Raw genomic sequence first — 19,554 nt, 5'->3', positions numbered from 1 at the left:
CACTCGGACACGGCAAGATTGGGTGCGAAGGGAGCACACTGTGCACACAAAGCCAACCGATCAGGCTCCATCGGTGATGGAGGACCCGGTCGCGCACCTCTGGCGGGGAACGGTTGCTCTACGCATAGTGACGTTCCTGTTCGCCCTGGGGAACGTCCTGGTCCAGCGCGACGACTACGAGCGCGAGTGGCTCGCGTGGTCGGCGGTCGGGGCGATGGTCCTGTGGTCGGCGTTCACCGTCCACGCCTACAGCCGGGAGAGCGGGCGGCGGCCGTGGGTCGTGGTCGCGGACCTGCTGGTGGCGTGCGGGCTGATGTCCCTGTCGCCGTTGATCATGACGGACTCCCAGTTCCTCTTCAACGTCCCGCTGATCACCACCATCTGGGCGGCCGGGCCGCCGGTGGCGGCGGGTGCGCTCGGCGGGCAGGTCGCGGGCGCGCTGTCCGGGTTCGCGGTGGGGTTGAGCACGTACCTCAACCGCGCCGGGCTCACCGTCGACCTGGTGCGGGACGTGGTGCTGCTGACCGCCGCGGGTTTCGTGGTCGGCATGGCGTCGACCACGGCGCGTCGTTCGGCGGTGCGGTTGGCGCAGGCGTTGCGGACCGAGGCGGCGACGGCGGAGCGGGAACGGCTGGCCCGGTCCATTCACGACGGTGTGCTGCAGGTGCTGGCGCGGGTGCGCAAGCGCGGTAGCGAGCTCGGCGGTGAGGCGGCGGAACTCGCCGAGCTGGCCGGTGAGCAGGAGGTGGCGCTGCGGTCGCTGGTGGCCGCCGCGCCGACCGAGTCCACTGTGGACGGCGACGCGGACCTGCGGCCGGCGCTGCAACTGCTCGCCACCCCCCGGGTCCAGGTGTCCACGCCGGCCACGCAGGTGATGCTGCCGGCCGCGACGGCGTTCGAGCTGACCGCCGTCGTGCGGGAGGCTTTGTCCAACGTGGACAAGCACGCGGGAGCGGACGCGCGGGCGTGGGTGCTGCTCGAAGACCTCGGCGAAGAGGTCGTGCTGAGCATCCGCGACGACGGCCCCGGCATCCCCGACGGTCGGCTCGCGTCCGCCGAGGCGGAAGGGCGAATGGGTGTCGCCCAGTCCATCCGGGGCCGGGTGGAGGCGCTTCGTGGGACCCTGGAGCTGCAAACGGGGCCGGGGGAGGGCACCGAGTGGGAGGTGCGGGTCTACCGATGAGCGTTTCCGTGATGGTGGTGGACGACCACCCACTGTGGCGTGACGGTGTCGCGCGCGACTTGGCCGAACGCGGCTTCGAGGTCGTCGCGACGGCCGGTGACGCCGCGTCGGCGGTGCGGATCGCCCGCGCGGTGCGGCCGGACGTGGTGCTGATGGACCTGAACCTCGGTGAGACCACGGGGGTCGAGGCGACCACGATGATCACCGGCGCGCTGGAGGGCACCAGGGTGCTGGTGCTGTCGGCCAGCGGTGAGCACAGCGACGTGCTGGAGGCGGTGAAGGCGGGCGCGTCCGGCTACCTGGTGAAGTCGGCGTCGGCCGAGGAGCTGGTGGAGGCGGTGAACCGGACGGCGGCCGGTGACGCGGTGTTCACCGCCGGCCTGGCCGGGCTGGTGCTCGGCGAGTACCGGCGGATGGCCGCCACGCCGGACGAGGACAAGCCGCAGCTCACCGAGCGGGAGACCGAGGTGCTGCGGCTGGTGGCGAAGGGGCTGACGGCGCGGCAGATCGCGAACCGGCTGGTCATCTCGCACCGGACGGTGGAGAACCACGTGCAGTCCACCCTGCGCAAGCTTCAACTGCACAACCGCGTCGAGCTGGCGCGGTACGCGATCGAGCACGGACTGGACGTCGAGCCGGAGGGCTGAGCCATGACCGAACCCGCGATGACCGATCCGAAGGACTACCGGGTGTCCGACGGCGAGCGCGAGCACGTCGTCGAGATCCTGCAGAAGGCGATCGGCCGGGGGCTGATCACGTTGGACGAGTTCACCGAGCGCACCGACACGGCGCTGGCGGCGCGGACGCGGGGGCAGCTGAACTCGGTGCTGCTGGACCTGCCGGGCGTGGTGAACCACGAGCAGGTGATGCCCGTGCCGCAGGACCGGCAGGAGCTGAAGGCCACCATGTCCACCGTCAACCGCAAGGGTGCGTGGGCGGTGCCGCGGCAGCTCGTCGTGCGCAGCCGGATGGGGACGACGGACCTGGACTTCCGCGAAGCCTCCATCCCGCACTCGGTGGTGGACATCGAGCTGGACGTGACGGCCGGGTCGGTGAAGCTGGTGCTGCCGGAGGGCGCGACGGTGGACGCGGACGGCGTCGAGCTGGCCGCGAGCACCCTGAAGGACAAGGTGGGCACGGGCTCGAACGGCCGGCCGCACTTCGTGGTGCACGGTCACGTGCGCGCGGGCAACGTGGAGATCAAGAAGAAGAAGGCCCGCTGGCTCCGGAGCGCGTGACCTCGCACGATCGGGTGGTTGATCACCACCGCAGTCGCGCCGTCCGGACGAAGTACGTACATTGGCGGCGTGTCGCACAAAGATGCCCGTCTAGAGCTTCGACTCGATCCCGTCACCAAAGCGCAACTCGAAGAGGCAGCCGAGTTGACCCGACAATCCACCAGCGCCTTCGTCCTCGGAGCCGCGATCGCCGCTGCGGAGAAGGTGCTCGGGCACACCAACGTGACGATGATGCCTGCCGAGCAGTTCGACGAGCTCATGGCCACCTTGGACATCCCGGACGACGCTCCCGCACTCGCCGAACTGGCCACCAGGTCGCGCAGGTTCACGCGCAAGTGATCGACTGGAACTCGACGGCACTGACGCCGGAACACGATCCGACCGAGTTCGGCTGCGGTGTGCCGGTGCTCGACCACTGGCTCAAGACCCATGCCATCGACGCGGACCGACGAGGTACAGCACGCACACATGTGTGGACCCCGCTCGGCAACAACCGGGTCGTGGCCTACTACTCACTCACCCCGTATTTGGCGGCGAGGAGAGGGCTGACAAGCGCGCTCGCGGGTGGCGTCAACGCCTCGGTGCCCGGATACCTGCTGGCCAAACTCGCTCTCGACAAAACCCTGCACGGCAGGGGGCATGGCGCGGAGCTCCTTTACGACGCGCTGAGCCGGGTCGCGCAGGTCGCCGATCTCGCGTCCGGACGACTGCTCGTCGTGGACGCGATCGACGAGAGCGCCGCAGCGTTCTACCGGAAGTACCAGTTCACACCCGTAGCCGACACCCCCCACCGGCTGGTGATCAAGATCGCGACGATTCGACGGGCATTCGGCTGACAGGGGGCTGCCCGATCACCTGCGCCAGGCCGAAACCGTCCTCGACCGGGCCGCACAACATCGAGGCCGACGCCGTCGACCTGGGCGTTGCGGCGATCTTCGACCCGTTCTGCGACACCGTGCACACCGCCCTGCCGTTCCTCGTGACCACCGCTTTCCCGCCGTGCGAGGTGACCGCGGTCCGGCGAGGATCGTGACGTGCACTGCCTCGTCACCGGCGCGACCGGCTACCTCGGCGGACGGCTCGTGCCCCGGCTGGTCGCGGCGGGCCACCGGGTCAGGTGCCTGGTCCGCGACCCGCGCAAGCTGCGGGACGTGCCGTGGGCGGGGCAGGTGGAGGTCGTGCGCGGCGACGTGCTCGACCCGGCGTCCCTGGACGCGGCGATGCGCGACGTCGACGTCGTGCACTACCTAGTGCACTCGTTGAGCGATCCGAACTTCGCCGACGCGGACCGGCGTGCTGCGGAGAACACAGCACGCGCTGCGGCGGACGCGGGGGTGCAGCGGATCGTCTACCTGGGCGGGCTGCACCCGCCGGGGGTGGCGTTGTCGCCCCACCTCGCCTCGCGCAAAGAGGTCGGGGACGTGTTCCTGCGCAGCCCGGTGCCCTCCGTGGTGCTGCAAGCGGCCGTGGTCATCGGGTCTGGTTCGGCGAGCTTCGAGATGCTGCGCTACCTCGCCGAACGGCTGCCGGTCATGATCACGCCGCGCTGGGTGCGCAACCGGGTCCAGCCGATCGCGGTGCGGGACGTGCTGCGGTACCTGGTCGAGGCGGTGGGGCTGCCGGCCGAGGTGAACCGGACGTTCGACATCGGCGGCCCGGACGTGCTGACCTACCTGGACATGATGCTCCGGTACGCCGAGGTGGCCGGCCTGCGCCGGCGGCGCGTCCTGCCCGTGCCGGTGCTCACGCCGCGCCTGTCCGCCCACTGGGTCAACCTGGTCACGCCCGTGCCGCGCTCGATCGCCGCGCCGTTGATCGAGTCGCTGGTGCACGAGGTGGTGTGCCGGGAGCACGACATCGAGACGTTCCTGCCGGGCGGGAACACCGGCTACGACCAGGCGGTGGCCTCCGCGCTGACGAAGGTCCGCGACGCGGACGTGGAGACCCGCTGGTCGGGCGCGTCGGTGCCGGGCGCGCCCGCCGACCCGCTGCCGACGGACCCCGAGTGGTCCGGCGGCTCCTCGTACGTCGACGTGCGGGAACGGCGGACCGCCGCCTCACCGGAACGGCTGTGGCAGGTCGTGGAGGGCATCGGCGGCGAGCACGGCTGGTACTCGTTCCCGCTGGCCTGGGCGGTGCGCGGGTGGCTGGACCGGTTGGTCGGCGGGGTCGGTCTGCGGCGCGGGCGGCGTGATCCCCGGCGCCTGCACGTGGGCGAGGCGCTGGACTTCTGGCGGGTGGAGGAGCTCGACCGCGGGCGGCTGCTGCGGTTGCGCGCGGAGATGCGGGTGCCGGGGTCGGCCTGGCTGGAGCTGCGGGTCACGGCGGCGGACGGCGGCGGGTCGACCTACCGGCAGCGGGCGGTGTTCGTGCCGCGCGGGCTGGCCGGGCACGTGTACTGGTGGCTGGTGTGGCCGTTCCACGGTGTGGTGTTCGGCGGCATGGCCCGCAACATCGCCAGTGAAGCTGCGCTTACGAGTGAATTCAGAAAGTCCTGATGGACTGCACAAGCGTGCGCGGGCACACTCGCCGGCATGAAGGCACTGGTCAAGGCGACCGCCGGGCCGGGACTGTCCTTGACCGACGTCCCGGACCCCACCCCCGGCCCGGGTGACGTCGTGGTGCGGGTGCTGCGCGCCGGCATCTGCGGCACCGACCTGCACATCGACTCGTGGGACGACTGGGCCGCGCACAACATCAAGGCGCCGCTCGTGCTCGGGCACGAGTTCGTCGGCGAGGTGGTGGAGACCGGCGCCTCGGTGACCGGGGTGAAGGTCGGGGACCTCGTCAGCGGCGAGGGGCACCTGGTCTGCGGCACGTGCCGGAACTGCAAGGCCGGCCGCCGCCACCTGTGCGCCAACACGCGCGGCCTCGGCGTGCACAGCGACGGCGCGTTCGCGCAGTACGTGGTGCTGCCCGAGCAGAACGCCTGGGTGCACCGCACCGCCGTCGACCTCGACGTGGCGGCGATCTTCGACCCGTTCGGCAACGCCGTGCACACCGCGCTGTCGTTCCCGGTCATCGGCGAGGACGTGCTGATCACCGGCGCCGGCCCGATCGGGATCATGGCGGCGGCCGTGGCCAAGCACGCCGGCGCGCGCAACGTCGTGATCACCGACATCAGCGAGCACCGGCTCGACCTGGCCCGGAAGGTCGGCGTCGACCTCGCGCTGAACGTCGCCGAGCGCACCATCGCCGAAGCGCAGACCGAACTCGGCCTGTCCGAGGGCTTCGACGTCGGCATGGAGATGTCCGGCAAGCCCGTCGCCCTGCGGGACATGATCGCCAACATGACGCACGGCGGCCGGATCGCGATGCTGGGCCTGCCCGCCGAGGAGTTCGCGGTCGACTGGAGCAGCGTCGTGCTGAAGATGCTCCAGATCAAGGGCATCTACGGCCGGGAGATGTTCGAGACCTGGTACTCGATGTCGGTCCTGCTGCAACGCGGCCTCGACCTGACCCCGGTGATCACGCACCGGTTCGACTTCACGGCGTTCGAAGAGGCGTTCGCGACGGCTCGCGAGGGCAAGTGCGGCAAGGTCATCCTCGACTGGACGGGAGCTCACTGATGTACGGCGCGATGCGCGAGGACCTGCGGACCGGCCTGGACGAGATCCGGGCGGCCGGGCTCTACAAGGCGGAACGGGTGATCGGCACGCCGCAGAACGCCGCCGTCCGCGTCGGCTCCGGCGCCGAGGTGCTGAACTTCTGCGCCAACAACTACCTGGGCCTGGCCGACCACCCGCGCCTGGTGGAGGCCGCGCACGAGGCGTTGGACCGGTGGGGCTTCGGCATGGCGTCGGTGCGGTTCATCTGCGGCACGCAGGAGCCGCACAAGGAGCTGGAGCTGCGGCTCTCCGAATTCCTCGGCACCGAGGACACCATCCTCTACAGCTCCTGCTTCGACGCCAACGGCGGCCTGTTCGAGACCCTGCTCGGCGCCGACGACGCGATCATCTCCGACGAGCTGAACCACGCGTCGATCATCGACGGCGTGCGGCTGGCGAAGGCCCGGCGGTACCGGTACAAGAACCGGGACATGGACGACCTGGAGCGGCAGCTCAAGGACTCCGCCGACGCCCGGTACCGGCTGATCGCCACCGACGGCGTGTTCTCGATGGACGGCTACCTGGCCCCGCTGGACGAGATCTGCGACCTGGCCGACCGGTACGACGCGCTGGTGATGGTGGACGACTCGCACGCCGTCGGCTTCACCGGCCCGAACGGCCGCGGCACGCCGGAGCTGTTCGGCGTCCAGGACCGGGTGGACATCGTCACCGGCACGCTCGGCAAGGCGCTCGGCGGCGCCAGCGGCGGGTACACGTCCGGGCGGGCGGAGATCGTGGAGATGCTGCGGCAGCGGTCACGGCCGTACCTGTTCTCCAACTCGCTGGCGCCGTCGATCACGGCCGCCGCGATCACCGCGCTCGACCTGCTCAGCTCGTCCGGTGAGCTGCTGACCCGGCTGCGCGAGAACACCGCCCTGTTCCGGTCGCGGATGACCGAAGAGGGCTTCGACCTGCTGCCGGGGGAGCACCCGATCATCCCGGTGATGATCGGTGACGCGGCGAAGGCGTCCCGGATGGCCGACCTGCTGCTGGAGCGGGGCATCTACGTGATCGGCTTCTCGTACCCGGTCGTGCCGCACGGCAAGGCGAGGATCCGGACGCAGATGTCGGCCGCGCACACGACCGACGACGTGAACCGGGCGGTGGACGCGTTCGTGGCCGCACGAGCCCACATGTGAGCTAGCGCCTGCCCCAGATGCCGAGGAACACGAGCAGGATCGCGGGCACGATGATCGCGCCGATGACCACCGCGCCGCTCACCGCGAACCCGCCCGCCCGGATGCTGGGCCAGACGATCCCGAACACGACCAGGACCAGCAGGCCGAGGCCCGTGATGACCAATTCCGGGGTGCGGTTCCGACGCATGCCCCTTGGTACCGCACCCGGCGCGCTACCGCTTGACGGCCTCGATCAAAATCCGCTGGGAGTGCGCCACGAACGGGCCGTGGCGCTCGATGAAGTCGTGCAGCCGGGCCAGGCGGTCGCGGTAGGCGTCCGCGGTGAAGCCGGGGACGATCCAGATGACCTTGCGCAGGAAGTGGACCACCGCCGCGATGTCGTGGAACTCCATCCGGAGGGCTTCCTGGCGCACGTCGACGACCTCCAGCCCGGCCTCCTCCGCCTGGGCCACGAGCACCAGCGGGCTCCGGCCGGGGTCCACCGGCTGCGGGCCCATCATGAGGTCGGTCAGCTCCCGCACCGAGCCCGCGCCGACCTGCTGGGACAGGTGGGCGCCGCCCGGCCGCAGCACCCGGCGCACCTCGTCCCAGCGGGTCAGCACCGGGTGCCTGGCGACCACCAGGTCGAAGTGGTCGGACGGGAACGGCAGGTCCGCCGCGTCGTCGACCTCGCGCACGTCGGCGTCGAACTTCGCCAGCGCGCGCCGGGCGATGTCGAGGTTCGGCGGCCAGGACTCGGTCGCCGCCAGGACCGGTGGCGCCACCGGGATCGCGGCCAGCACCTCGCCGCCGCCGGTCTGGAGGTCGAGCGCCGCCCCGGCCTTCGCCATCCGGTCGGCGAGCAGGCGCGCGTAACCCCACGACGGTCGCTGCTCCGTCGCGCGACCCGTGAACCAGGAGAAGTCCCAGCCCTCGGTCGGCACTGCTTCGCCCTCGGCGACGAGGTCCTCGAACGTCGGCATGGCACGAGGGTGGCAGGTGGCGGTTTCCCCCGCACCGGCATTTCGCCGTGGGTGAGGATGTGCCGGTGATCGACCCACGACGGCTCCGGGTGCTGCGCGCGCTCGCCGACCACGGCACCGTGACCGCGGCGGCGCAGGCGTTGCACCTCACGCCGTCCGCGGTGTCGCAGCAGTTGGCGGCGTTGGAGTCCGAGGTGGGGCAGTCGCTGCTGCGGCGGCGTGGGCGGCGGGTGTCGTTGACGGCGGCCGGTGAGCTGCTGGTCCGGCACGCCAACGCGGTGGCGGCGGAGCTGGAACGGGCCGAGGCGACGTTGGCCGCGTTCACGTCGGGCAGCACCGGGCCGGTGGAGGTGGGCAGCTTCGCGTCCGCGATCACGCAGGTGGTGGCGCCCGCGCTGGCGGCGTTGCGGGTGGCCGCGCCGGGCGTGACGCTGCGGGTGCGGGACGTGGAGGGGCACGCCAGCGTGCCGCTGCTGCTGGACGGCGAGATCGACCTGGCCATCACCGAGGAGTACCGGCTGCGGACGGACGACCGGCGGCTGACCCGGTTCCCCCTGTACACCGAGCCGTTCGACGTGGTCCTGCCGCCGGAGCACCGGTTGGAGGGGCAGCCGGACGTCGACCTGGCGGAGCTGGCCGACGACGACTGGGTGGTGACGCTGCCCGGCAACCCGGTGCGGGACGTCGTGCAGCAGGCCTGCGAGCACGCCGGCTTCGCGCCGCGGATCACGCACACGTCCGACGACTTCCGGGCCATCGGCGCGTTGGTGCGCGCCGGTGCCGGCGTTGCCTTGGTACCGCGCAACGCGGTGCGAGGCGTGCCCGTCTGCGGCACGGCCCCGCTGCGGCGGGTGGTCGCGGCGGTGCGGCGGGGCAGCGAGGAGCACCCGTTGATCAGGCTGGTGCGCGACGCGCTGCTGGACGCCGTGCGCTAGTGCGCGGGGCGGTCACCGTGCGTCCGGATCAGCCTGACCGCCGAGCGGGCGAAGGAGCTGCGATGAACTGGACTCGATCCCTAGTGGGGGGCGCGGGCGGCGAGCTTCGCTGAGGCCGGGTCGGCGGCGGCGAGGGCGCCGGCGGCGGCCAGCTGGCACAGGTCGAAGCTGGTGGACGCGAGCTTCGCGCCGACGCCCGCCAGCGCGGTGTGGTTCATCGACAGGCTGGTGACGCCCAGCCCGGTCAGCACGCACGCCAGCAGCGGGTCGGCGGCGGCTTCACCGCACACGCCGACGGGCTTGCCCAGGGCCGTGCCGGCGTCGCCGACGAGCTTGATCAGCCGGAGCAGCGCGGGCTGCCACGGGTCGTTGAGGGCGGCCACCGCGCCGACCTGCCGGTCCGCCGCGAAGACGTACTGCGCCAGGTCGTTGGTGCCGATGGACGCGAAGTCGACCACGGCCAGGATCTCGCGGGCGACGAGCGCCGCCGCCGGGATCTCGATCATCACGCCCGCGCGCCGCAGACCCGCCGCACGCGCCCGTTCCACGAACCACGCGGCCTCGGCGGCGGTGGCGACCATCGGCGCCATCACGGACACCTCGGCCCCGGTCTCCGCGCCGGCCGACGCGATCGCTTCGAGCTGGCGTTCCAGCACGTCCGGGCGGTCGAAGGCGACCCGCAGGCCGCGCACGCCGAGCGCCGGGTTCGGCTCCGGCTCGGGGGACAGGAACGCCAGGGGCTTGTCCGCGCCGGCGTCCAGGGTCCGCACCACCACGGGCTTGCCCTCGAACGGCGCGAGCACCGCGACGTACGCCGCCCGCTGCGCGTCCACCGACGGCTCCGACGACGCCGACAGGAAGCAGAACTCGGTCCGGAACAGCCCGACGCCTTCCGCACCGCCAGCGGCGGCGGCCACCGCGTCCGCGGCCGAGCCGACGTTGCCGAGCACCTTCACCCGGTGCCCGTCGCGCAGCACGCCGACGCCGTTCCACGACGCGCGACCGGCCACGTGCGCCGCCCGCACCGTCCCGTCGGACACGTCCACCACACCGGTGTCACCGTCGACGGAGAGCGCCGACGCCTCCAGGTCCAGCACGCCCCGGCACGCGACCACGGCCGGGATGCCGAGCGAACGGGCCAGGATCGCGGTGTGCGAGGTGGGGCCGCCTTCCTCCGTGACCAGCGCCAACACCTTGGTCGGGTCGAGCCCGGCGGTGTCGGCCGGCGCGAGGTCGCGGGCCACCAGCACGGACGGCGACGTCAACGACGGCACACCGGGCGCGGCGACGCCGAGCAGTTCGGCCACCAGCCGGTCCCGCACGTCCCGCACGTCACGGGCGCGTTCGGCCATGTACCCGCCGGCCGCCTCCAGGGCCGAGATGAACCCGGCGGCGGCCTGGTGCACGGCCCGTGCGGCGGGCAACGACTCGGACGTCACCAGCTTCTCGGCCTGGGACAGCAGCGCCGGGTCGGCCGCCATCGCCGCGGTCGTCTCCAGCACGTCCTTGGCGTCACCGCTCGCGTTGGCCGCCCGCGCGTGCAACCGGGCCACCACCACGTCCGCGGCGGGCCTGATCCGCGCCGCCTCGGCCGCAGGGTCCGCCGGCGCGGGCACCGCGGGTGGCTCACCCAGCGGCTCGGCCACCCGGACCACCGGACCGGAAGCCCGACCGGAACTCACACCGACACCGCTCAGCCGCGCGCTCGACATGGTCTAGACCATACCCTCCCCGTCGACAGGACGTGAAGGTCAAGCCAACGCCACTCCGCGCGAACCCGCTACCCCATCCGCTGCTTCAGCCACCGCAACGCCGGCACTCCCTGCGCCGCCTGGAACGCCCGCGGCGTCCGGGCACGATGGCGGCGACCTCGGCACTCCGGTACATGGCCGGGCTGTGCGGGTTGGCGGACGTCCCGACTGCCTTCGCGAACACCCGCCGCCCGTCGGCCGGCTCCGGCCGTGACGCCGGCCTCGGCGAGAACCCGCCCGCGCAGTTCACCGCCCGGACGACCGCCGACCGATGCCGTCCACGATCGCGGCACGGACCTCTGCGGGCACCTGTGCCCAGGTCGACCGGTTGCCGCCGATGCCTTCCACACGATGGTCCGGCTCGCGCGGTCGCAGGTCACCTGGTTTTCCGGACCTGCTCCAGCGTCGGGTACGACGGCTGCGCGCCGGCGGACGTCACCGACAGGGCGGCCACGCGGGCGGCGAACCCGGCGGCGTCCGCCAACGACGAGCCGGACGACAGGCCGAACGCCAGCGCGCCCGCGAACGCGTCACCGGCACCGGTCGTGTCCACAACGGACACTTCCGGCGCGCCCACCTCCACCACACCGGACGACGTGACCACGGCCGCGCCGAGCGCGCCCAACGTGACCACGGCAGACCGCGGACCCAGCTCCAGCAGGCCTTCGTACGACGACGCCAGCGACGCGGCCTCGTGCTCGTTCACGATCAGCGGGTCCAGCAGGGCCAGCGTGTCGGCCGGCACCTCGACCACCGGCGACAGGTTCAGCACCGGCCGCACCCCACGCGAAGCCGCCACCCGCACGGCGTGCGACACCGTCGGCACCGGCACTTCGAGCGAGCACACCAGCACCGTCACGTCGTCCCAGGTCAGGGCGTCCACATCGGACGCGGTGACGTCCGAGTTCGCGCCGGGCGCGACGACGATCGAGTTCTCGCCGTCCGGCGTCACGGTGATGTAGGCGATGCCGGTCGGTCGGGACGACCGGCGCACGAAGTCCGTCCGGACGCCCGACGACGACAGCGAGGACAGCAGCAGGTCGCCGTACTGGTCCGCGCCGACCGCGCCGACGAACCCGACCGGGGCGCCGAGCCGGGCGGCGGCGACGGCGGTGTTGGCGCCCTTGCCGCCGGGCAGCACGACCGTGTCGCCGCCGAGCACCGTCTCACCGCCGGCGGGGCGGCGTGGCACGGACACGACGAGGTCGGCGTTGGCCGAACCGAGCACGAGAACCGTCACGGGGGAACTCTGCCAGGTCCCGGCGTGACCTGTTCGGTACCGGGTTGAGTAGTGGTACGGATTCCGGATACCCGCGCGAGCGGCAATTCTGGTCACATGACCGGGACTGGGCAGGAACCTCTGATAAGGCTGGCAGACGAACTCGGCCACCTGGGCCGCCGCTTGGAGGCGGTGGGGCAGGAGTTGCACCGGGTGAGCAGCGCCCAGTCGGTGGCCACCTTGCCGCACCCGGCCTCCACCAGCACCGCCACCATTAGCGCCGCAGCCACCAGCACCGCCGGTGAGCCAGGGCCGGCCAGGCTGGACGCCGATCGGCAAGACACCCCGGCGCAACCCACCCCGGCGCAGCCCGACGCCGCCGCACACGCCCATGCCGCAAGCCAAGCCGGCGCGGCACAGGCGGCAACCCGGCCCATCAGCCCGACCACGCACACCGCAGCCCTGGCCAACCCGACCGGGCACGCCCCGAGCCAGGCCGGCTCAACCGCACAGACCGCGAGCCAGACCGGCCCGACCGGACACGCGCAGAGCCAAGCCGCCGCCATCCCGGGCCACCCCGGCGCCACCGGCCAGCCCAACCCCACCGGGCACACCGCAGGCCAGCCCGGCACCACCGCACACACCGCAGGACAGCCCGGCACCACCGCACACACCGCAGGACAGCCCGGCACCGCCGGGCACACCGCAGGCCACCCCGGCGCCACCGGACATGCCACCGGCCAGACCGTCCCGACCGGGCACACCACAGGACAGCCCGGCACCACCGGATACCCGACCGGATACCCCACCGGCCAGGCCGGCCCGGCCGCCTACCCGCCGCCGCAGCCCAACCAGACCTGGGCCGCACCCTGGACACCGGCTCCTCCGCAGCCGCCCCGCCCCTCCCTCTTCGACCGCCTCGGCCAGGACGGCGCGGGCAGCAAGCTCCTCGCCTGGGTCGGCGGCGCGGTCACCCTGCTCGGTGTCGTCCTCCTCCTGGTCCTCGCCGTGCAACGCGGCTACCTCGGCCCGCTGCCCCGCGTCCTCGGCGGCGCGGCGCTCGGCGGTGTGCTGGTCGGCCTCGGCCTCTGGCTGCACCGCACCCCCGCCGGCCGCACCGGCGCGTTCGCCCTCGCCGCCACCGGCATCGCCGTCCTCTACCTGGACGTCATCGCGGCCACCTCGATCTACGAGTACCTGCCCGCGGGCGGTGGCCTGGTCGCCGGTCTGCTCATCGCGGGTGGTGGGCTGCTCCTCGCGCTGCGCTGGGATTCGGACCTGCTGGCCATCGGCGTCGTCGCCGCCTGTGCCGTGTGCGCCCCCGTCCTCACCCAGGGCTTCACACCACTGCTCGTCGCGTTCCTGCTTGTCCTGAAGATCGCGGCCAGTCCCGTCCACCTCAAGAAGGACTGGCCGTGGCTCGCCGTCACCGCCGGTGTCCCCCCGCTGCTCACCTCGGTCCTCGTCATCGGGCGCACCGACCAGTACACGCTCGCGGGCATCGCCCTGCTGGCCGCCGTGATCGGCGTGGCCGCCGCTGTCCTCACGATCAGGGCACGGCCGAACGACTTCACCGCCCTCGCCCTCGCCGTCGGCTCACCGATGCCCGCCCTGCTCACCACCGCCGTCCTGGACCGCTTCCTCGGCGCCGCGGTCGCCGGCGCGGTCGCGGTGATGATGATGGCCCTGTGGGCGGCCGGACGGCGCGCGTTGCCGGCGAAGTTCAGCGCGGCGGTCGGCGGTGTCGGTGTGTTCGCGTTGTTCCAGGCGACTTCACTCGCCTTGGACGGCAGCACGCGTGCCGCCGTGGTGCTGGCCGAAGCCTTGTTGTTGGCGTTCCTGGCCAAGGTCCTCTCGTCGCGCGGTCCGCTGCTCGGTTCCGCCGTGTTCGGCGCCATCGGGTTCCTGCTCACCGCTTCGCAAGCCGTGCCGCCGCGGTTGATCCTGGACGAACCGTGGCGCGTGGACAGTGCCGGTTTCCTCGTGTCCGGCATGCTGACCTCACTGGTCCTCGGTGTCCTGATGGTGGTGCTGCCGTGGGTGGCGACCAGCCTCAACGTCCTTGGCAGGCACCCGTTCCCGTGGGTCGTGGGCGGTGTCGTCCTGCTGTACGCGGCGGCCGGTGTCGTGTTGTGCGCGGCGCTGCTGGTGTCGCAGGACGTGACCGGGTTCCTCTTCGGTCACTCGATCGTGACGGTGTCGTGGACGGTCGCCGCGCTGGTCCTGCTGGTACGCGGCATCGACCGGAAATCCCTGCGGGTGGCCGGATTGGTGCTGGTCGGAGCAGCGGTGGCGAAGCTGCTCCTGTTCGACATGGCCGCGTTGGACGGCATCGCCCGCGTGCTCGCGTTCATCGGCGCCGGTCTCGTCCTCCTGACAGCGGGCACCCGTTACGCCAAGCTGGTGGCAACTCGACGAATTTCGGTTGATTCGTAGCTCTCGGGATCCAAAACGGCACGAATTACGTCAACCTGGTGGTAGTTCTAAGTCGTCGGGGTGCGACCACCGGTGCATCGCACCGGGAGGTGTCCGGCGTCGGTCGTTTCGCCCCCCGAGCGACCGGCGCCGGGCAGACAACCCCGCTGCCGCCCGTACCGCCGTCGCGGGCGGCAGCCGGCCGCGGTGCGGGTCACCCGGTCCGGCACACATGGCACCCGTCCGTAGGACGAGGGTAGAAGCCGATCACGCGACGGTGTTCCCATCCAGCCATGTGGGGACGACGACGCATCGCAGCCCTCGGCACCGCCGCCCTCCTGATCACCGCCGCGGTCGCCGCCGCCGGCCAGCCCCGACCACACCTGATCACCACCACCGGCAGCCCCGCGCCCAAGGCGTACGTCATCGCCCACAACGGCCGCATGCAGCTGCTCGACACGACCGACGGCAAAACCCTCGCCGGCGTGAGCACCGGGGCGTGGGCGACCGGCGCCGCGGTCGGACCGGACCGCCGCCGGGTGTACGTGGTCAACGGCTGGGCGGGGCTGATCACCGCGATCGACTCGGCGGAGGGCAAGGTCGTCGGGCGCATCGACGCCGGCGCGCGACTCGCCCAGGCGGTGCTGCGGCCGGACGGCGAACGCCTCTACGTCACCGGGAGCGGCGCGGTCGCCGTGGTCGACCCGGTGACGTTCCGCCTGATCGCGGTGATCCGGGTGGGCGGTCAGCCGCAGGGCATCGCGGTCACCCCGGACGGGCTGCGCCTGTACGTGGCCAACGCGCAGGACGGCACGGTGAGCGTGCTCGACACGAGGACCGCCAGCCCCAAGACCACGATCGACATCGGCGGCCTGCCGCAGAACGTCGCGATCAGCCCGGACGGCGACGCGGTCTACGTCAGCTCGCTCGACCTCACCGAGGGCACCGGCACGGTGTCCGCGATCGACCCGCGCACCGACGAGCTCCGCTGGTCGACGCCCGTCGGCAAGGGCGCGGGCAGCATCGCCGTCACCCCCGACGGGCGGCACGTCTACGTCGCGCTCGACCGCGGGGTCGCCGTGCTCGACACGGCGACCCACACCACCGAGACCCTGCCGTTCACCGCCAGGACGTTGGCCATCGCGCCCGCCGACCGCCGCGTGTTCCTGGCCACCGGCAACAGCATCACCGTGCTGGACAGCGCCGACAACGAGGTGCTGACGACGTTCCAGCTGAGCGGCCTGGACGGCGATGGCCGCGGCTTCGCAGCCGCGGCCATCGCGTTCGAACCACCCGAGTACGTGTCCTAGACCCCGGGCTAGACCCGTTGCGGCACCTTGGTGTGACCGCCTTCGCCACCGGCGTTCTCGTCCTCCACCGGCGCTTCCTCGTGGATCGCCATCCGCTCCTGGATCCGCCGCAGCGGTCCCGGAGCCCACCACACCGCGTCGCCGAGCACCTTCAGCACGGCGGGCACCAGCAGCATCCGGACCACGGTGGCGTCCAGCGCGAGCGCCAGGATCATGCCGACGCCGACGAACCGCATGAGCGTGATCTGCGAGAACGCGAACGCGCCGGTCACCACGATCAGCAGCAGCGCCGCCGCCGTGATCACCCGCCCGGTCTTGGCCAGGCCGGTGGTCACCGCCTCCTCGGTCGACGCGCCGCGACCGCGCGCCTCGACCATCCGGGACAGCAGGAACACCTCGTAGTCCGTGGACAACCCGAAGACCATGGCCGCCATCAGCACCACGATCCCGGACTCCAGCGGCGCGGGCGTGATGCCGAGCAGCGAAGTGCCGTGGCCCTCCTGGAACACCCACACCAGCACGCCGAACGTCGCGGCCAGGCTCAGCGTGCTCATCAGCACGGCCTTGATCGGCAGCAGCACCGAGCCGAACGCCAGGAACATCAGCACGAACGTCGCGCCGACCAGCAGCAGCACCATCCACGGCAGCTTCTCGCCGATCGCGTCGAGGCTGTCGGTCACCAGCGCCGTGCTGCCGCCGACGAGCACTTCGCTGCCCGGCGCGGGCAACGCGCGCACGTCCCGCAGCGCCTGCTTCGACTTGTCGCCGAACGCGTCCTGGTCCAGCCCGGCGTTGATCAGCCAGACGCCGTTGGCGGGCTCGGCGCTGATCTGCGCTTCGCCCACACCGGGCACCGCGCTCACGTCACCGACGAACTCCTGCACGTCGGCGGGCGACGGGTCGCCGGTGATCACGATCTTGAAGCCGGAGTTGGACAGCGCGGCGAAGTCGGAGTTGACGGTCTCGACGGCGACGCGCGCGGCGTGGCCCTCCGGCAGCACCTTCTCGGTGACCTCGCCGAACTTCACGCCCAGGAACGGAGTGCCGAGCGCGAGCAGCACCAGGACGATCGGCAGCGCGAACAGCACGGGGCGCTTCATCACGCGGCCGGCCAGCCGGCGCCAGCCCGCCTCCGACGGCGGCTTCTTCTTGCGCCACGGCATGGCGAACTTGTCCACGCGGTGGCCGAGGATGCCCAGCAGGGCGGGGAGCAGGGTCAGCGACACGATCGCCGCGATCGCCACCGCGGCCATGCCGCCGTAGCTGAGGGACTTCAGGAAGCCCTGCGGGAACAGCAGCAGCCCGGCGAGCGCGATGACCAGCAGCGTGGCCGAGAACATCACGGTGCGTCCCGCCGACATGACGGTGCGGCGCACCGCGTCCGGCGTGCTGCGACCCGCGGCCAGTTCCTCGCGGAACCGCCCCACCATGAACAACCCGTAGTCGATCGCCATGCCGAGGCCGAGCAGGCTGGCCACGTTCACCGCGAACGTGTTCACGTCGGACGCGTACGAGATGGCGTGCAGCACGCCGAGCGAGCCCATGATCGCCAGGCCGCCGACGAGCACCGGGAGCGACGCCGCGACCAGGCCGCCGAAGATGATGATCAGCAGCACCAGCACGATCGGCAGCGAGACCGTCTCGGCCTTGGCGAGGTCGGAGGCGGAGAGGTCGTTGATCGCCTTCTGGGTCGGCACGAGGCCGCCGACCTGCGTTTCCAACCCGTCGACCGGAAGTTGGCCGGAGATCCGCTCGTACTGCTCGATCTGCGCGTTCGGGGAACTCGACCGCAGCGTGATCACCGCGAGCGACTTGCCGCTGTCCGGTGACGGGAACAGCGGCTGCACCTTCAGCACGGCGTCGGTCGGCAGACCGGACAGCTGATCGGTGATCTTCTGGAGCTGCGTGGGTTCAACGGTGTTGTAGACCACGAGGACGTCGCCGCCCTGGCGGCCGAACGCGTCCTGGGCGACCTGGTTGGCGCGCGCGGCCTCGCTGTCAGGGGCTTCGTAGCCGCCCTGGCCGAGGCGGTCGAACACGCCGAGGCCCCAGATGCCGCCGACCACCGCCAGGGCCACTGTCGCGACGAGCACCACCCATCTGCGGCGGTACGCCAGCGATCCCCACTTCGCGAACACGCGTCCTCCCAGGACTGATGCGTTACCGTTTGGGTGAATGGCGTCAACTTCGTAAACGGCGTTCACCGACAGTTCCGAAGCTATACCCGGTGAACACCGTTTACAACTCGATTGGGTGACATATGACCGAGGCCACTCGCCGAGAGCGGCTACGCGCTGAGACCGAGCGCGACATCCGGCGACAGGCCCGTGCCCTGCTCGTCGCGCGCGGTAGAGACGCCGTGACGCTCCGTGCCATCGCGCGCGAGCTGGGCATCACCGCTCCCGCGCTGTACCGGTACTACGACTCGCGGGAGGACCTGCTCCGCCGGCTCGCCGACGACATCTGCACCGACCTCGCCGCGGAGCTGAACGCCGACCTCCGGCAGATCGGCGAGGACGACATCAGCGCGCAGGTCTACTCGGTGTGCCGCGGCTTCCGGCGCTGGGCCCTCGCGCACCCGCAGGAGTTCGCGCTGGTGTTCGCGTCCACAGAGGACACCCTGGGCAGCTGCGGGCCGGACGGCGAGCGCGGCCACGTCGGCGACCAGTTCGGCCGGGTGTTCCTGGAGGTCGCGGGCCGGCTGATCGCGAGCCACCCGCTGCCGACCGGCATCGGCGCGGACGTGCCGGAGAACCTGCACGCCGACCTGGCGGAGTTCCAGCAGATCCTGCTCGCCACCGTCAACGACCGCGGGGTCGCCGTGGACGAGCAGGGCCTGCCGCTCGGCGCGGTCTACCACATGACGCAGTCGTGGGTCCGCATCTACGGGCACGTGGCACTGGAGGTGTTCGGCCGCTTCCCGTTCGCCGTGTCGAACCCGGAGCCCATGTACGACAGCATGCTGGCGCAGATCCTCGGCGAATTGGGTTTCCCTCCGCAACCATGAGCTGCGACTTCCGGGCACACCTGATGGGCCGTTCGAGGGCTTTTCACCCTCCCGGGGCAACTTGTGCCCGTGATGACGGTTCCATGGGGCGTCCGCGAAGGCGAGGACGTCCGGGACCGGGGGAGTGGTGGCGCGGAAGGCAGGCGGGTCCGACAAGGGATCAGGCGGTGTGGCGTTCGCCGCCGCGGTGCTGGTCGTGCTCGCCGCGGCGGGCGGCGCGGGCGGCGCGGCGATGAACTCGGGCGCGAGCGGCGGCGGTGGCGCGGCGCCGGCAGCGGCGGAGAGCATCGGCGTCCGCAAGTGGGACGCCAAGCGCGCCGCGCGCAGCGGTGACACCGAACGCGCCATGGGTCACCTGGGCGTCGCGATCACCAAGCAGGCGCTCAAGCAGGAGCTCGACTGCGCGGAGAACTCGTTCGGCCAGGTGCGCGACTTCTTCCTCCGCACCCCGTGCACCTCGCTGGACCGCCTGCTGCTGGCGGTCGGCGACCGGGCGGGCAACGCGGCGATCGTGTCGGTGGCGTGGGTGACGTTCCCCGGCCGCAACCAGGCGCGGCAGTTCGACCGGGTCATCGACGTGGCCGGTTCGGGTGACGTGAAACCGTTGGGCGGTGCGGTCGTCGGACTGCCGGACGTCCAGTTCACCGCCCGGCACTACTCGTCGGAGACCAAGGACACGACGATCACCATCGCCGAGGCCGAACCGGCAACCGGGCACGTCGAGCCGGACCTGCTCGACGCCATGACCGAAGTCGCCGCCCAGTTGCCGCGTCCGTAGTCCTCGTCC

18 protein-coding genes are annotated in these 19,554 nt (G+C 71.9%); 13 read left to right on the top strand and 5 right to left on the bottom strand.

What is annotated here, in order from left to right; translation table 11 throughout:
- Positions 1-76 precede the first annotated feature (76 nt).
- The 8 genes from macS (at position 77) to OQ02_RS01355 (ending at position 7,168) form a co-directional block, all read left to right on the top strand.
- Complete coding sequence (macS, locus tag OQ02_RS01390; RefSeq protein WP_033436328.1) at positions 77-1,183, top strand: MacS family sensor histidine kinase; 1,107 nt, start codon at positions 77-79, stop codon at positions 1,181-1,183.
- Positions 1,180-1,830 carry a response regulator gene (locus OQ02_RS01385; protein WP_033436327.1) on the top strand — a complete coding sequence of 217 codons (651 nt, stop codon included), beginning with the start codon at positions 1,180-1,182 and terminating at the stop codon, positions 1,828-1,830. The genes macS and OQ02_RS01385 overlap by 4 nt, the downstream gene beginning before the upstream one ends.
- A gap of 3 nt (positions 1,831-1,833) precedes the next feature.
- Positions 1,834-2,421: a DUF1707 SHOCT-like domain-containing protein gene (locus tag OQ02_RS01380; RefSeq protein WP_033436326.1), complete on the top strand. Its 588-nt coding sequence runs from the start codon at positions 1,834-1,836 to the stop codon at positions 2,419-2,421.
- Between the two features lie 18 nt (positions 2,422-2,439).
- Positions 2,440-2,760 (top strand): type II toxin-antitoxin system TacA family antitoxin, encoded by a 321-nt coding sequence (locus OQ02_RS01375; RefSeq protein ID WP_197043187.1) that lies wholly within the window; start codon positions 2,440-2,442, stop codon positions 2,758-2,760.
- The gene (locus OQ02_RS01370; RefSeq protein WP_081915320.1) at positions 2,757-3,257 is read left to right on the top strand and encodes a hypothetical protein; all 501 of its coding nucleotides are present in this window, start codon (positions 2,757-2,759) and stop codon (positions 3,255-3,257) included. Before OQ02_RS01375 ends, OQ02_RS01370 begins: the two co-directional genes overlap by 4 nt.
- Positions 3,258-3,455: 198 nt before the next feature.
- Positions 3,456-4,919, top strand: a complete 1,464-nt coding sequence (locus OQ02_RS01365) for an SDR family oxidoreductase (protein ID WP_033436324.1) — start codon at positions 3,456-3,458, stop codon at positions 4,917-4,919.
- A gap of 36 nt (positions 4,920-4,955) precedes the next feature.
- Positions 4,956-5,990, top strand: coding sequence for an L-threonine 3-dehydrogenase (tdh, locus tag OQ02_RS01360; RefSeq protein WP_033436323.1), 1,035 nt, complete (start codon positions 4,956-4,958; stop codon positions 5,988-5,990).
- Positions 5,990-7,168, top strand: a complete 1,179-nt coding sequence (locus tag OQ02_RS01355) for a glycine C-acetyltransferase (RefSeq protein WP_033436322.1) — start codon at positions 5,990-5,992, stop codon at positions 7,166-7,168. The genes tdh and OQ02_RS01355 overlap by 1 nt, the downstream gene beginning before the upstream one ends.
- A gap of 1 nt (position 7,169) precedes the next feature.
- Here the strand turns inward: OQ02_RS01355 and OQ02_RS01350 are convergent, their stop codons facing one another.
- Together OQ02_RS01350 and OQ02_RS01345 are read right to left on the bottom strand one after the other, a co-directional pair.
- Positions 7,170-7,355: a hypothetical protein gene (locus OQ02_RS01350; protein WP_033436321.1), complete on the bottom strand. Its 186-nt coding sequence runs from the start codon at positions 7,353-7,355 to the stop codon at positions 7,170-7,172.
- 25 nt (positions 7,356-7,380) lie between these two features.
- Positions 7,381-8,130, bottom strand: coding sequence for a class I SAM-dependent methyltransferase (locus tag OQ02_RS01345; RefSeq protein ID WP_033436320.1), 750 nt, complete (start codon positions 8,128-8,130; stop codon positions 7,381-7,383).
- Positions 8,131-8,195: 65 nt separating this feature from the next.
- On the opposite strand from OQ02_RS01345, the gene OQ02_RS01340 reads away from it, so the two are divergent.
- A complete protein-coding gene (locus tag OQ02_RS01340) occupies positions 8,196-9,065 on the top strand; it encodes a LysR family transcriptional regulator (RefSeq protein WP_033436902.1) in 870 nt (289 codons plus the stop codon).
- 80 nt (positions 9,066-9,145) lie between these two features.
- Here OQ02_RS01340 and ptsP read toward each other — a convergent pair whose 3' ends face one another.
- Together ptsP and OQ02_RS01330 are read right to left on the bottom strand one after the other, a co-directional pair.
- A complete protein-coding gene (ptsP, locus tag OQ02_RS01335; RefSeq protein ID WP_033436319.1) occupies positions 9,146-10,777 on the bottom strand; it encodes a phosphoenolpyruvate--protein phosphotransferase in 1,632 nt (543 codons plus the stop codon).
- A 415-nt stretch (positions 10,778-11,192) separates the two neighbouring features.
- Positions 11,193-12,056 carry a ribokinase gene (locus OQ02_RS01330; protein WP_033436318.1) on the bottom strand — a complete coding sequence of 288 codons (864 nt, stop codon included), beginning with the start codon at positions 12,054-12,056 and terminating at the stop codon, positions 11,193-11,195.
- A gap of 96 nt (positions 12,057-12,152) precedes the next feature.
- Between OQ02_RS01330 and OQ02_RS01325 the strand changes: the two genes are divergently transcribed.
- Both OQ02_RS01325 and OQ02_RS01320 read left to right on the top strand, forming a co-directional pair.
- Positions 12,153-14,471, top strand: a complete 2,319-nt coding sequence (locus OQ02_RS01325) for a DUF2339 domain-containing protein (protein ID WP_033436317.1) — start codon at positions 12,153-12,155, stop codon at positions 14,469-14,471.
- 272 nt (positions 14,472-14,743) lie between these two features.
- Entirely contained in the window at positions 14,744-15,760 is a 1,017-nt protein-coding gene (locus OQ02_RS01320; RefSeq protein ID WP_033436316.1) for a YncE family protein, read from the top strand.
- Between the two features lie 8 nt (positions 15,761-15,768).
- On the opposite strand, the gene OQ02_RS01315 is transcribed toward OQ02_RS01320, so the two are convergent.
- Positions 15,769-17,898 carry an MMPL family transporter gene (locus OQ02_RS01315; RefSeq protein WP_033436315.1) on the bottom strand — a complete coding sequence of 710 codons (2,130 nt, stop codon included), beginning with the start codon at positions 17,896-17,898 and terminating at the stop codon, positions 15,769-15,771.
- A gap of 122 nt (positions 17,899-18,020) precedes the next feature.
- Between OQ02_RS01315 and OQ02_RS01310 the strand changes: the two genes are divergently transcribed.
- A complete protein-coding gene (locus OQ02_RS01310) occupies positions 18,021-18,767 on the top strand; it encodes a TetR/AcrR family transcriptional regulator (RefSeq protein ID WP_033436314.1) in 747 nt (248 codons plus the stop codon).
- A 127-nt stretch (positions 18,768-18,894) separates the two neighbouring features.
- Complete coding sequence (locus tag OQ02_RS01305; protein WP_156076830.1) at positions 18,895-19,545, top strand: hypothetical protein; 651 nt, start codon at positions 18,895-18,897, stop codon at positions 19,543-19,545.
- The last annotated feature ends 9 nt before the right edge of the window (positions 19,546-19,554 follow it).

The organism is Saccharothrix sp. NRRL B-16314 (assembly GCF_000716595.1).
GTDB lineage: Bacteria > Actinomycetota > Actinomycetes > Mycobacteriales > Pseudonocardiaceae > Actinosynnema.
The sequence above is the reverse complement of the archived record's forward strand: the minus strand, read 5'-3'. Positions and strand labels throughout refer to the sequence as shown.

What these genes read in the sequence shown, in the direction of transcription:
- tdh (WP_033436323.1), top strand. Translation starts at nt 4,956, where the DNA reads ATGAAGGCACTGGTCAAGGCGACCGCCGGGCCGGGACTGTCCTTGACC.
- OQ02_RS01350 (WP_033436321.1), bottom strand. Translation starts at nt 7,355, where the DNA reads ATGCGTCGGAACCGCACCCCGGAATTGGTCATCACGGGCCTCGGCCTG.
- OQ02_RS01385 (WP_033436327.1), top strand. Translation starts at nt 1,180, where the DNA reads ATGAGCGTTTCCGTGATGGTGGTGGACGACCACCCACTGTGGCGTGAC.
- macS (WP_033436328.1), top strand. Translation starts at nt 77, where the DNA reads ATGGAGGACCCGGTCGCGCACCTCTGGCGGGGAACGGTTGCTCTACGC.
- ptsP (WP_033436319.1), bottom strand. Translation starts at nt 10,777, where the DNA reads ATGTCGAGCGCGCGGCTGAGCGGTGTCGGTGTGAGTTCCGGTCGGGCT.
- OQ02_RS01355 (WP_033436322.1), top strand. Translation starts at nt 5,990, where the DNA reads ATGTACGGCGCGATGCGCGAGGACCTGCGGACCGGCCTGGACGAGATC.
- OQ02_RS01310 (WP_033436314.1), top strand. Translation starts at nt 18,021, where the DNA reads ATGACCGAGGCCACTCGCCGAGAGCGGCTACGCGCTGAGACCGAGCGC.
- OQ02_RS01380 (WP_033436326.1), top strand. Translation starts at nt 1,834, where the DNA reads ATGACCGAACCCGCGATGACCGATCCGAAGGACTACCGGGTGTCCGAC.
- OQ02_RS01325 (WP_033436317.1), top strand. Translation starts at nt 12,153, where the DNA reads ATGACCGGGACTGGGCAGGAACCTCTGATAAGGCTGGCAGACGAACTC.
- OQ02_RS01320 (WP_033436316.1), top strand. Translation starts at nt 14,744, where the DNA reads ATGTGGGGACGACGACGCATCGCAGCCCTCGGCACCGCCGCCCTCCTG.
- OQ02_RS01345 (WP_033436320.1), bottom strand. Translation starts at nt 8,130, where the DNA reads ATGCCGACGTTCGAGGACCTCGTCGCCGAGGGCGAAGCAGTGCCGACC.